This is a genomic window from Psychromonas sp., assembly GCF_047632995.1.
In the GTDB taxonomy this organism is placed as follows: Bacteria; Pseudomonadota; Gammaproteobacteria; order Enterobacterales; family Psychromonadaceae; genus Psychromonas.
The window spans coordinates 1-13579 of record NZ_JBLIEK010000103.1; the positions used below are offsets into that span (position 1 = coordinate 1).

At 35.2% G+C, this 13579-nt stretch carries 11 protein-coding genes; 1 reads left to right on the forward strand and 10 read right to left on the reverse strand.

The features are described from left to right. From ACJAT7_RS14680 to ACJAT7_RS14695, 4 genes are all read right to left on the reverse strand, one after another. The coding region (locus ACJAT7_RS14680; RefSeq protein ID WP_415227550.1) for a hypothetical protein at positions 1–759 on the reverse strand (759 nt) is incomplete at its 3' end. A 212-nt stretch (positions 760–971) separates the two neighbouring features. Then, entirely contained in the window at positions 972–1127 is a 156-nt protein-coding gene (locus ACJAT7_RS14685) for a hypothetical protein (protein ID WP_415227551.1), read from the reverse strand. Between the two features lie 244 nt (positions 1128–1371). After that, positions 1372–2115 (reverse strand): hypothetical protein, encoded by a 744-nt coding sequence (locus ACJAT7_RS14690; protein ID WP_415227552.1) that lies wholly within the window; start codon positions 2113–2115, stop codon positions 1372–1374. 68 nt (positions 2116–2183) lie between these two features. After that, positions 2184–3662, reverse strand: coding sequence for a P-loop ATPase, Sll1717 family (locus tag ACJAT7_RS14695; RefSeq protein WP_415227553.1), 1479 nt, complete (start codon positions 3660–3662; stop codon positions 2184–2186). 957 nt (positions 3663–4619) lie between these two features. Between ACJAT7_RS14695 and ACJAT7_RS14700 the strand changes: the two genes are divergently transcribed. Next, a complete protein-coding gene (locus ACJAT7_RS14700) occupies positions 4620–5192 on the forward strand; it encodes an RpiB/LacA/LacB family sugar-phosphate isomerase (protein ID WP_415227554.1) in 573 nt (190 codons plus the stop codon). 581 nt (positions 5193–5773) lie between these two features. Here the strand turns inward: ACJAT7_RS14700 and ACJAT7_RS14705 are convergent. The 6 genes from ACJAT7_RS14705 to ACJAT7_RS14730 form a co-directional block, all read right to left on the reverse strand. Further along, on the reverse strand, positions 5774–7411 hold the full coding sequence (locus tag ACJAT7_RS14705) for an FGGY-family carbohydrate kinase (RefSeq protein WP_415227555.1): 1638 nt from the start codon (positions 7409–7411) through the stop codon (positions 5774–5776). Between the two features lie 13 nt (positions 7412–7424). Beyond that, on the reverse strand, positions 7425–8384 hold the full coding sequence (locus ACJAT7_RS14710; protein ID WP_415227556.1) for an ABC transporter permease: 960 nt from the start codon (positions 8382–8384) through the stop codon (positions 7425–7427). Beyond that, positions 8384–9373, reverse strand: a complete 990-nt coding sequence (locus tag ACJAT7_RS14715) for an ABC transporter permease (protein WP_415227557.1) — start codon at positions 9371–9373, stop codon at positions 8384–8386. Before ACJAT7_RS14715 ends, ACJAT7_RS14710 begins: the two co-directional genes overlap by 1 nt. After that, positions 9366–10859: a sugar ABC transporter ATP-binding protein gene (locus tag ACJAT7_RS14720; protein ID WP_415227558.1), complete on the reverse strand. Its 1494-nt coding sequence runs from the start codon at positions 10857–10859 to the stop codon at positions 9366–9368. The genes ACJAT7_RS14715 and ACJAT7_RS14720 overlap by 8 nt, the downstream gene beginning before the upstream one ends. A 67-nt stretch (positions 10860–10926) precedes the next feature. Further along, complete coding sequence (locus tag ACJAT7_RS14725) at positions 10927–11901, reverse strand: autoinducer 2 ABC transporter substrate-binding protein (protein ID WP_415227559.1); 975 nt, start codon at positions 11899–11901, stop codon at positions 10927–10929. 1101 nt (positions 11902–13002) lie between these two features. Continuing rightward, the coding region (locus ACJAT7_RS14730) for a DUF4113 domain-containing protein (protein ID WP_415227560.1) at positions 13003–13579 on the reverse strand (577 nt) is incomplete at its 5' end.

The window sequence follows — 13579 nt, forward strand, 5'->3', positions numbered from 1 at the left end:
CTTTTTCATTCGCCCCATTAAATATGAAATCACTTCCGTTAAATTCGCATGTTGTTCTGCGGCATGACTATCCCAATTTTCTTTACAACTTTCTCTAATATCATTAACTGACATGTTGTCTGACTTTGCAGGCAAACTTATTTGTAAATTTCGCTGTAAACCTAAATTTATAAAATTAAATAACTCATCGCTAAACGCACTGCTCAGCGTTAATTTCTTTTTAGTTCTATGCTCTGCAAAGTTTCTTGCGACTGTATATAAAGCTGACAATAAATGTATAGCGGCATGATCCATTTCAGAATCAAACTCAGTCATAGTTTCGGTCAATTCTTTAAACTGCATATCAGGTGTCATTAACAATTCATGTAAATTATTTTCCAGTCCATCTTGATAATAGTTTTTAATGCCAAGATTTTGTAGGTACAGCTGAGTTAGTTGTAAGTCTGGCTTGATATTTATACCACGACAAACATGATCTATTATATCCAATAAAGTTCGATTGGTGCCTTCACTGATAATAGAGTGAGCATAAAAAATCGCTTGTATAGCTTTGATAAATTTAAGTGCATCTGTTCCCGATATTGGTTGATATAACCAATGCAATACCGGCTTAACTTCATCTAAGTTATACAATAATTGGCTAAAATCTAATGCTGTTTCGTGGGTTCCATTAATACGTGGAATGGTTGGGTAGTTTAACCACCCTGCTGCTTTTGTTCGTTTAACTTGCCAGATATTTCCATCGGTAAAAACACACAAAAATATTTTAAATCAATAAATTTCTGAGAATTTCTACCGCAATTGCGGTAACACTCGACCAGAAAAAAACCTTCACCAACAACGAGTCAAGTACCTCGTTCCCCAATTTAAATATTTACTATTAATAGCAGAGATAAACGCCCGGACTTGTCCAACAATCGGATTAAGTCGTGGTTCGCGTTGCTCACACGACCTATCCTTATTAGTTATGTTTACTTTAACCATTCTGGAGTTTCAATTTCATGCTCTAATGGAACAGAAACAGTTACACTATTAGAAAGTAAAACCACCCCATTTTGGGCAACTCCAAATACCCTATTCTGTAAAGCAGCCCATTCAATAAAGTATTTTGAAAATTCTGGTTTCATACTAAACCCATGCATTTAAAAAACCAAGAGATTTGAAACTATTGGTAAACTCTCTAATATGCCAAATTTTGTTAGACCAGAATCCCCTTCATGTGAAATTAAATACTCGCAAAATGATCTTAAAACAGTAGTCCATTCCCCATCCTCATTTGCTTCAATAAATAGTTTAATGCGCATATACAGCCCGTAAAAATAACGCCTCGCTAAGTGTTAATTTACCGTATAAGCGACTTGTTATACGTATTTATACTACACCTAATAAGTAGCCAGAAGCTTGTTCTATTAATGGTTTGTACTTCATTGCCTTAGCCGCGACGCTATCAAATATTTTTAAATGTTCTGACGCTTTTTTCCAAGCATTCGATTTTTTTATTTCAGAAACTTCTTCATCATCTTGTAAGTATATTTCAGCGACTTCAGCTAACATATTTTTAAAGGCTTTTTTTAAACCTTTTGCACCGTATATGTTAAAACGATTAATTGAATCTTCGCTTAATCTAATTAGCTCAAGAAGTATTGTTTTCAAAATAGAACCAGCCGGTAAATCACTGACACATTGCTTGAGTTCAATAATACTTTGTAAAATATTTTCAATATCATCAGGTTCTATGACATTTTCTTTGGGTAATCGAGTTGCACAAACTTCTAGTAAGGCTTTTTCGGCAGCATTAACTGCTCTCATATTTTGATCAGCGCTAGTTGGATACATCATAGAAACTAAAGATGCAGTCCCTGTAATAAGAACATTCTTTTCTTCATCGGGTATGTCGGCTTCACTTAAATCTTTAATAAATTCAGCATAAATAGAATGAAGCTGAGACAAAGACCTTATACTTAATAAAGCTTTTTGTGCAGCATCCTTTGTTGGGGCTTCTTCAAAAAATAATGGTCCTAGCTCCGAAATAAATGGTTTGTTTGGTTTTACATTCTCTAAAATAGCCAATAACCTACCAGCAGAATTAGGGTATCTTGGTTTCAAGTTTGACACTATTTTGTCCTTTTTAAACAGCTGTTGTTAGCTGCGATTACACAGCTTTAAAATGGTTAACATACAATCTAATAGAAATCTTGAAATTGATGCGAGAATACATTGTGAGTTAATAATTTCTCTTCGTTATCTAAAATTAACTCAGCCCCGTATGTATGTCCCCTTAAGCACTTATATTTGAAGAAAACGTGATTTTTATGATTCAGCATTCCGATAAATGATCTATTATAAAGGTCTTTTAATACTTCGTTTCCATCAAGATCACTTCCACTAAATAATTCAAGTACTTCAGGAATTGTAGACTTATTTCCATGTATGACTTTCAACACTTTTAGAATCAATTTAATTTCTTTTTGAGAATAAAATGATGAGAGCTCATTTTGAAATTCTCGATAAATATGCTGACCATAACAACGAGCTAGTTTATTAATTTCATCAGGTGATAAAGGGTATTGATACTCTTCACTACTTAATGGCTCAAAAAATGCAATCAAATCTCTTGGTCTGCAAAAAGTTTTATCAATAACATCTTTAAACATTGCTGTTGTTAAATTTAGCCATTTAGCACCTCCCAAATTTTGAGACTCTTTGAATGCTCTACGAATTCTACGCTCAATAAAAGCCTTTAATTCGGTGTCCTCGCCTTTTGAATACCAATTTAAACTAGTACTATATGAGGAGAAAAGGTTATTTAAATCACTTTCTCTACTTGAAAGTAATCTTTCTACATCGTCTCTTAATAATACTAGGCACTTAAAATGATACTGACCCCACTGATGATTTATTTGCTTAGTGGCACGCAGAAGAGATATTAAATTAGATACGCTTTCTGGATTTGATGCATTAAAGCCTATATCTAGGTCATCGAAAACAAGACAATAAGAATTTTTGTTTGCAGAACGATGGGCACAAGATAATAACTTACTAATAACTTTCTCTAAGTCTGGCAGAATTTCATAAATAGAGGGACTGTTTTTAACTTGTTTAACAGAAGTTAAGTCGTTAATCTTCATAAACGACTTTAGTGGTTTTGCATCAATACCGAATTCAAAATTGCTTCCCTTTGATGCTGATACTTCTTCATTAGAAACCTTTTTGGCGGTTATTCTTACACCACCCCTATTAATTTCAATAAATTCTTTTAGTTTTTCAAATGCCTTTAAATCACTAAATAGACTTTCTTGTTTTAAAAGTAGCTCGATTAATTTTACCATTACAAGCCATTTATAAAAATCAAGACTTAATACACTCCCCGCTTCTAGACCTTGAAGATTAAGCTCTCTCTCAATAGCATCATGTTTGATTATTTCACACTCATCAGTAGCCTTATTATTCATTGTATGAAATATATAACTAGCTAGAGCACTTTTTCCTGCCCCTTTTCGCCCAATAACAATAAATTTTTGACTAGAAAGCTCTTCTAATATCCCTAAATCATCATGGAAAACTTCAATTAATTTAACAGAAGATGATTCGTTTGATTCACCCTCCGCCTCAATTACCCCAAGGTTAATTTTGGATGATTTCTTACTTTTATTAAAAAACACAACTGCTCTTCCTTTCTTGTGTGGGTGAAGAAATTGTATACATATACTTCAATTATTCTGAAGATAAAATAGTATTAGCATGCATTCTCACTAATACACATTTAAAATTTTATTTGTTGATAATAATTATATAATAACAGACTTATAAAACAGTTAGATGGATCTAACGCATGATTGTAAATTGATATTATATATTGGGAAAATGACGCCTTTGAATTTATAGAGATCTCTATAAATGCAAACCATAAAAAATTAACTGCTTATTTTCAATAAATTAAAATATAAAGTGTACGAAACTTGTGATCCAGAGTTCCTAAAGGGTTTATCTGAGCAAGGGACATGCCTAATACGCTGTAAACCGACAAAAACACCGCCTTCGCAGCTTACCCCTTCTCGAACTAAAACGCGCACTATGGTGACCGATTATCACTAAAAACCGTTGTAAATTTTCAGGGGATAATGGATGGTTTTTCGACAAGTTAGCCGACGAAAATAACAACTAACACACGACAATCCTGCCTAAGCCTCATTTTTAATAGCAAACTTGGCCATTTAACATAAGCTGAAATTAAACTCATATTTTGAAGACTGACATGTTAGCTCGTCAAGATATATCTGCTTGTAATGACTTGCCCCATTCTTTTAGCACCTTTGATGAATTTTTTATAGCTTACAATGACACCTTTCTAGCAGACAATATCTTCGATATATAGATAGATAATAGTAAAATGATGATATAGCCAAACCGCATGGATAATGATAACCGGCGTAAATATTAGAATTATTCTTCTCAGATTAACGCAGAATTGATAGAGCAGCTGTTAAATTTACAGCACCTAAATATCCCTTCAAAAACTGATTGAATTGCATTACGTGACGTAATATGATGTTTTTTATATTAAAAATAATCAATTCTTATAAGACAGAATAATAACTATAGATTGAAAGGTGCATCATATGAAAACCATAAAAGACAAACAGATTTTGGTTGCTGCGGATTTTGCTGGCTTCCCATTAAAAGAAGTCATAGTAGAACATCTCAAAAATAAGGGTTGGACTGTAACAGATATTGGTGTTAGGTCTGAAGATGAAGAAAATCCGGAGATGTTTCATAGAATTGGCCTAAAGACCGGAGCAAAAATCTCAGAAGGTGAATTTGAGAGAGCTTTACTGTTTTGCGGTACTGGAATGGGAATCCATATTGCTGCCAGCAAATGTCCAGGCGTTTTTGCAGGAGTTGTTGAGAGTGTACCAGCCGCTTTAAGGTCGATTACCGGAAATGGTGTAAACGTACTGGCTATGGGCGCTTTCTACGTGGCACCAAAAATGGGTAAAGATATAGTTGATGCTTATCTGGGGCACAACCTAGGAGATGGATATAAATGGTGGCCCAATTTTTATGATTTTCATAAATTGGCTTGTGATGAGCTCTGCAATTTTGATTATGAGAAATTCAAAGCAAACGGGTTTGAGGTTGAAAAACTAGGGGATTATCCATTAGAACTTATGGAGAATCCTGATACGATATAATAAAAGTACAATGGGCTAGCAAAAATAACCAATGTGATTTTAATGCTGGTCTAGGGGACCTTTTCAGGTTGAATTTACTTCAATTTGAATGAGTTTTGATCTCGGCGATTGAGATGTGACTTAGCCATCTAAGTGAATCTAGCTCTGCAATGAACAAAACACGTTGAGATGAACCCGAAGTACTGCGTTTGATGACAACTGCTACTACGTTATCACCTATTTATATGGAATAACCACACTACATAGGCTCTACCTTGTATAATTAGGGCGATGTAGAAGGTAGGTGTTATAAACTATATTTTATGCATTAAAGCTATGCTGCAGAAGCTTGGATTAAGGCGATCCTATAAATTTCAACACTTATCTATAATTGCCATAAATAGCCAATAAACTTCTGCAAAAACAACCTTGAAAGATCAAAAGCCTCTGGTAGTGATGTGATAGAAACTACAGAATGGTGTGTTTTTCTTTGCAATAACGAGGATAATTACATCAATTTTGAATTCTTTAGAGTGTTTTTTTGTTGTCATTTCATTTCCCCAGCTAAGTTTATTAGTTCTTAACTGGGGTGGGTAAATCAATTAAAGCACGTCAGTCATCATCTGTTGGTACTTTTCGCTATCATGGTACATTTGATGAAAAACACGATATTTTGCATCATAATAACGCTTAATATTGTTCGATTGTGGTGTAGTGACCCGTCCAATACGACTCATATTAGCCATAGCATCAGGAATATCATCGTAAAAGTTTGCAGCTACAGCCCCTAACATAGCCGAACCAAGCAATACCGCTTCACTTTCTTCTGGTAATAGCATTAAACAACCAGTGGCATTTGCATGCTCTTGTAAGAAAATAGAATTTTTAGTTCCACCACCAACAGCCATGATAGTATCTATTTCATAACCTGATTGATTCATTACTTCGATAATATGACGCGTTCCTAAGGCGACAGCTTGGATAACAGCTAAATATGAAAGTGCCATATCATCGATGGTTTTTGACATTTTCAAGCCAACAATCGATCCCGTTAAATTCGGATTAGCACGAGGAGAACGGTTACCATGAAAATAAGGCAGTACATGAATTTCCTTTGTTAAGTAAGCGATACGATCTTTGCTTCCAGCCAATTGCAATAAGTGCGCATTAAGTAATTCGTAAATAGTACACTTTTCTTCAAACGCTTTATTATTTAACTCACTATATAAAGGATGAGATGATATAAAGTGATCTATCAATACCCCTGTTGCTGATTGCCCGCCTTCATTTAGCCAATATTTAGGAATCATGGCACTATAGTATGCACCCCAAACCCCATCGATAAAACGAGGTGACTCTGATACCGCCATATGACATGAAGAAGTACCACCAATTAACGCTAAGCGACGGTTAAAATCAACTTTTTCTCCTTTTACACCAACGGCTCCTAATACCCCTATACCACCTGCATGTGCATCAATTATAGAAACACCAACTTTCGTGCCTTTTAATAACCCTAGTTCATTTGCTGCTTTAAGTGTTAGTCCATCCTCAATTGTTTCTCCCATTGGTCGAATTGTATTACCAATACACTGTGCATTATTTTCAAGTAGTTCGCTTAACCCTATCTGTGCAAAAAAATCATCGTCCCATCTCTTTTCATGTCCAATATATGTCCACTTACAGACAGCTGAACATAAGGAACGATTATTACTCGCTGTTGCTTTCCACGTTAAGAAATCTGGTAAATCAAAAAAGTACTTAGCCTTACCCCAGATATTTGATTGATTCTCTTTTAGCCATAATAATTTCGGTGTCTGCATTTCAGGAGATATATGATTACCGACATAGTTAAGCACATTATGATTCGTTGCATTAATACGCTCCGCTTGATCTATTGCGCGATGATCCATCCACATAATAACATTTTGCTCACTTCTTCCCGTTGGACTAACCGATAATGGCAAACCATCTTCATCTAACACAACTAATGAACAAGTCGCATCAAAACCTATTCCCTTCACTTGAACCGCTTCAATATTGGCTTTTAATAAAGCCTCTTTCACTGATCGGCAAACACAATCCCAAATATCATCAGAAGATTGCTCTACGAACAGTTGCTGAGGTTTAAACATTTTTGTATCGTACTTAGCGTCTGCTATTTTTTGTCCAAAAACATCAAAAATACCTGCTCTAGCACTACCACTACCAACATCAACACCAATAAAATATGTTGTCACTTTAATCCCTCCATTAGGCCTTTTGTCTTTTTAGAGCGATGAACAAAATAATAATCCCTCCCCAAAGCGCCATTGTTAAATAACTACTTACACCTAATAAATTCATTCCACTTTCTAATACTTGTAAAACGATCAGTGCTATGCCAATACCGATAACTCGTCCAAATCCACCATCAGGATTAATACCACCAAGTACCGAAGCTAGAATTGCGGTTAAAAGATAAGATTCACCATAACCCGCTTTTGCTGAATTGAATTTAGCCATCATGATTAATGCCGCAACCCAACATAAAATTGAAGAAATTGCGTAAACATACAATAACGTTTTTTTTGTGTTAACACCTGAATAATGCGTCGCTTCTTCATTTGAACCAAGCAAAAAGATAGTTTGTCCAAGTACGGTATGTTCAAGTATTACCCACAATATAAAACCAATCACAACGAGTAATAATAAAGGAATGGGAATCCCCAACACAGCACCACTAGCAAGCAATAGCAAGCTATCAGGAAAGCCCGAAATCACACTACCACCTGAAAGTAATACATTTATACCGTTAATGAGAGTCATACTCCCTAGTGTTGCCAAAATAGGAGACACGCCAATGTAGGCAATTAACATGCCGTTAAATATGCCGATAATAATGGCAGCAACTAATCCAGCCAATAAAGCCAACACTAATACAGCGCTACTTTCAGGGGCAATAACAATAATATTTGCCATCACCAAAGCACTTGCATTCGTTGTGGCGATGATAGAAAGGTTAATGCCTCCCGTTAACATACAAACCGCCATTGCAAGTGCAAATACACCTAATAACGGGATTTGCGATGCTATGGATTGTAAGTTTGACAATGAATAAAACACCTCGCCACTCGCAATTAACATAAACGCCAATGAACCAAAGAGTAATACAATTAAATAACGTGCACTTGCATCTTTAGGTAATTTTAATGTATCAAGAAATTGATTCATTATACCTCCCGTAATTTTTGTTTTTTATTGTTTAATGCGGTCATGCTGATACTGAAGACAATAATCGTTCCAGTTAAAACAGTATGCCAATAAGATGGGATGCTTAATAATGTTAAACCATTCTTCAATATAGCTAACAACGCGACTCCTAATATAACACCGAATAACGACCCTTTTCCGCCCGTCATACTTACCCCACCAAGCACCACTGCAGCGAGAACTGTTAATTCAAAACCCATTAATGTAATTGGTGCAACCGATTGTGAAATTTGAATTTGTACAATCGAAGCGATGCCGGCTAACATCCCCATATACCCATAAACTAATAGATTAATTGTAAAAATATTAACCCCAATCCGACTCGCCGCATCTGCATTACCACCTACGGCATAAATTTGTCGCCCTAAACGGACTTTAGACATAAAAATTGAAGTAATTACGATAATAACGAAGAAGGTGATAATAGGTAGCGATAAACTATAATCGTATCCATCATTTCCAATAAAGGGAAATAAATGGATGCCATCCATAAACCAACCAGGAAAGCCGTACAGCCATTCACCTTTACTGAAATACATTAACAACCCAAAATATAGGTTTAATGTAGAAATGGTAATAATGATGGAGGGGACTTTTAACTTATAAACAAACACAGCATTGATTAATCCTAATACTATGCCAACCGCAGCAGCAATCGCAAAGGCGATGAAAAAATTACCGCCTAAACTTAATATATAAGTTGCAGAAACATATTGCGCAATGGCTGCGGTAGCTGGGAATGAGATATCAATGCCACCTGCAATTAAAACGACAAACAACCCACAAGCCATAATACCTAACACAGCAGTACTCTCTGACATATCAAAGATATTACCCAAGGTAAGAAAGCCTTCAGTGCTAACTGTAAGCCCAATAAACAATATTACAATAATCATTGCCAAATTAAATTCATGAGTTTTTAAAATTTTATTCAAGAATAAATTATGCATTTACAGCCTCCGTAATTTCTTCTTCCGAAGATGAATAGGGGTTAAACTCATGGGTAATTTCACCTGCTTTCATTACCATCACACGATGGCTGTTATGAAAAACTTCAGGTACTTCATCACTTACCAGAATGATCGCCACACCTGTTTTTGCTAGATCTTGAATGATTTTATAAATACTATCTTTATTCGCAATATCAACACCTACGGTTGGAGAATCTAAAATCAAAATTTGAGGCTCTGCTGCAATCCATTTAGCGATTGATATACGCTGAGCATTCCCTCCAGATAAACTGGTCACAGGTAGTGAAGAATCGGATACTTTAATGGATAGTGATGAGATAAGTTTTCCAACTATTTTACTTGCTTTAATATGATCAAATAGACCATTTTTATTTTTAAGCTTGGGTAAAATTGAGACTGTCGTATTACTTTCAATACTTTGCTCCATAATGAGCCCAGTTGCCATTCTGTCTTCAGATACATAACCAATACCATTTTTAATGGCATCTCGATTGGATTGAAGTGAGACTTTTTTATCATTCACTCGAATTTCGCCACTATCTATCTGCGTCATACCAAATAACGCCAAGCATAATTCGGTGCGTCCAGCGCCTAACAACCCTGTAATTGAAACAATTTCTCCAGCATGTACTTTTAAATTGATATTACTGAATTGGCCTTTTTTCTGCAAATTAATGGCCTCAAATTTAATCAGTCCGTTTTCACTATATTTTCCAATTGGCGTATGCTCGAAGTGTTGCCCTGTCATTAAAAAACCAAGCTCATGGCTATCAACATCTTGTGCGGGATAAGTACCAATTGTTTTACCATCACGAATAACTGTTATACGATCTGATATTTCCATCACTTCATCAAGTTTATGGCTAACAAAAACGACGGTAATACCTTTACTTTTAAGGTCCTTAACAACTTTAATTAAATTATTTACTTCCGTACGCGTTAATGAAGCCGTCGGCTCATCCATGATCACCAGTTTTGCATCAGAAGCCATCGCGCGACATATTGCAACCAGCTGACACTCTGCAATGGATAACTTTTCTACCAACTTAGTTAGCGGTAATGAAACACCAATTTTATCCATCGCTTTTAGTGCAATGGCATCCATATTTTTTTGTCTTACCAGACCTTTAGTCCATGCGATGTGGTTTTGAATAGCTATGTTTTCAGAAACAGATAAATTCGGGAAAAGAGATAAATCCTGATAAATAACTTGGATTCCTTTCTGTATTGAAAGATGAGGATTTAATTTTGTATATGATTTTCCATCAAGAATAATTTCAGATCCTGGTTCGGGATGATACACACCAGAAATAATTTTAAATAAAGTACTTTTCCCACAACCATTTTTTCCCGCTAAACAATGCACTTCTCCTTTATTAAAAGTTAAATTGATGTTCGTCAATGCCTTTACTGGGCCAAAAAATTTAGACGTATTTTTTAAGCTAATAAATTCTTCAGTTAGCATTGGTGTCTCCTATTATTAAAGATTTCAATAAAGAGCACCATAAAGATGCTCTTGTTAAATATATTTTTTAGAAGCCTAATTTATCTGCATTATTTTTATCAACTACAAGAATTTTATTAAAATTAATAACACGATTTTCAGTATCAATTTTCGCACTACCCAATTTATCAAGCGTTATTCCATCAGTAACATTTTTCCCATCTAGAATCATCTTCGCTACTTCAACTAACGCATAACCAGCATCAGCAGGATTCCATAAGAAACCTTTGTCTATTTCACCTCTTTTAAAATACGGTGCAGCTTGCAATGGCATCGTTACACCCACAATAGTCATCTTATTTTTAGCACGTTTCTTTTTAACTGCCTCACCTGCACCAATGGGGCCTAATGAACCAAAAGAAACAATTCCCGTCATATCCGGGTGTGCTTTCATTAAATTATTTGTTGCAGCGTAAGAATCCTCAATACTATCTGACACAGGCATACGTGATGAAACTTCATACATATCAGGGTATTCAGACTTTTGGTAAGCAAGGGCTACATCAGCCCAATTGTTATGCAGTGGAACAGTCAGTGAACCAACATAAATATTATAACCACCTTGTTTGCCCATGCCTTCTGCTAATGCGTCCATTGTCGTTTTTGCATAAGCAGTATTATCAATTGTTTCAATATCCCAATCAGCATTATGCCCCTTCGGTGCTTCATGAGTTAAAACAACGATCCCTTTTTCTCTGGCTTTTTTGAAAACAGGTTCAAGTACTTGTACATCATTTGGAACAACGGTTATTGCATCAACGCCCTTAGCAATCAGATCTTCGATTATCTTCACTTGTTGTGCGGGATCTACTGAAGAACCACCTAACTGATAAGCATTAACTGATAAATCTTTAGCTGCCTGCTCTACCCCTTTACCCATATAATTAAACCATGGAATCCCTGCAATTTTTACCACATTTACAATTTCATATTCTTTAGCTTGAATACCAGTTGTTATAACTGCAAGACTCAATGCTGCAATTTTAAATAAATTCTTTTTCATCGTTAGTCATCCTTTGTGTATGAGTGAACGTTTATTTAATGTGCGATAAAGCACGAGGACGAGCTTAATCTCTTAACAAAATAAATAACAAAACAACAAGCTAATTATGAGACTCAAGCACGATAATGTTAACGAGACAGTAATACAAGAAACATAAAATTAACACTTCATTAACAAGTAGTATTTAAAAGGAAATTAAAGTCTGATATTGAATAAAAAAAATAGAAAATGTAATAACTTGAAGCATTTATTAAACATTAAATTAACATTTTAATACGTGAAAATTGATTATTTATAGTAAAAAAAATTTAGAAATAATTTAAGTCTTACAATTGCGATCTAAGTCACGTCGAATATTGTGAGTAAAAAGGGATTAAAACTAGTAGCAACTCCATAAACAAAGAAGAAGCCTAACCTCCTTTTCTATTTATGGTGTTGTAAATCTAGGCAGGGTTCAAATAAATTTATGGGCGACAATAAAAAAGCTATGCTTATTAATACTTTTATTAAAGTCATTACAACGAGATCAGAAGGCTATTGACTGGTAATTCCCCATGCTGAAAACTCGTATTAAAGTTTATGCATATCACACGCATGCCGACCTCCTAATAATATTTCCGCTAGAGCGGATTCACTTAATAAATTATTCGGTAATAAGATGTTTGCATCCTTATTCATGTCTTAGATTCAAATAATAAGTGTGACGTGGTTTAATATATTCACACACCCTAGTTAATACATAATGAACTTAACTGGAGAAATAGAATGACAACGCGTAATAATATTCAAAAAAATTCAAATTAGATGCAATCAGAGGCAATGAAAATAAACGTATGAACAATTAGAAATTCGTCAACTCGAAGAATAAAACAGAAAACTAAAAATGATTAGGGTGGGCAATTATCTTAGGAAAACGGCATGATCGGTTTCTACACCCAAGAGGGAAAAGATGGATAACTATCTCTTGTACACCGCGTGATAAAGGGTATTTGAGGGTACTCAAAAGGAGAGTGTATTTATTAAATAATCATGGTTATTTTTGGTCGTTAAATCAGAGGTTATTTTCCTGTGGCTCAATGATCAAAATTTTGTAGGAGTACTCTAACAGGAAATATGCGGGATATGGTGCCAGTTCGTTGTATATTGCGGGGTTAATAATTCACGGCGCATCGACCATTGTTCATCTATGCCTTGTGCTACAAAAAAGGCACTGTCAGTGCCATAACGCTGATTTATTTTATCGAGCACATTCATTAAAGGACCGTTTCCCTGTGGAGGATTGAATAAATCCCATTGCTGGTGCGCTTCACTGCTTAAGTTTAATAAGCCTATACCTACTTTGTAATAAGCAACGCCTGGTTTAAATAGTTGATTAATATTATCGCTGATCACTTTAAGGAGTTGAGATGTATCATTCGTTGGTGGGTTAAACTGTTTGAGGAGTTTATAACTGCATGGGGTTTCATCAAAAGGACTATTAGCGGCGAAAGCCATCAAAGTACCACACAATGATTTTTGCTCTCTTGCTTTAACCGCTGCAATTCCAATATGCTTAGCAAGCGCCTGGTTCAAGCTTTCAATGCTGGTTATTCGCTTTCCCATGCTTCTTGTTGAGAATATATGTAATTTATCAGCCCTTACACCATCCCATATTTTACAAGCCTCTCCATTTAACTCT

Coding starts and splice junctions, on each gene's coding strand:
- ACJAT7_RS14725 (WP_415227559.1), bottom strand. CDS start 11,901: ATGAAAAAGAATTTATTTAAAATTGCAGCATTGAGTCTTGCAGTTATA.
- ACJAT7_RS14710 (WP_415227556.1), bottom strand. CDS start 8,384: ATGAATCAATTTCTTGATACATTAAAATTACCTAAAGATGCAAGTGCA.
- ACJAT7_RS14685 (WP_415227551.1), bottom strand. CDS start 1,127: ATGAAACCAGAATTTTCAAAATACTTTATTGAATGGGCTGCTTTACAG.
- ACJAT7_RS14720 (WP_415227558.1), bottom strand. CDS start 10,859: ATGCTAACTGAAGAATTTATTAGCTTAAAAAATACGTCTAAATTTTTT.
- ACJAT7_RS14700 (WP_415227554.1), top strand. CDS start 4,620: ATGAAAACCATAAAAGACAAACAGATTTTGGTTGCTGCGGATTTTGCT.
- ACJAT7_RS14715 (WP_415227557.1), bottom strand. CDS start 9,373: ATGCATAATTTATTCTTGAATAAAATTTTAAAAACTCATGAATTTAAT.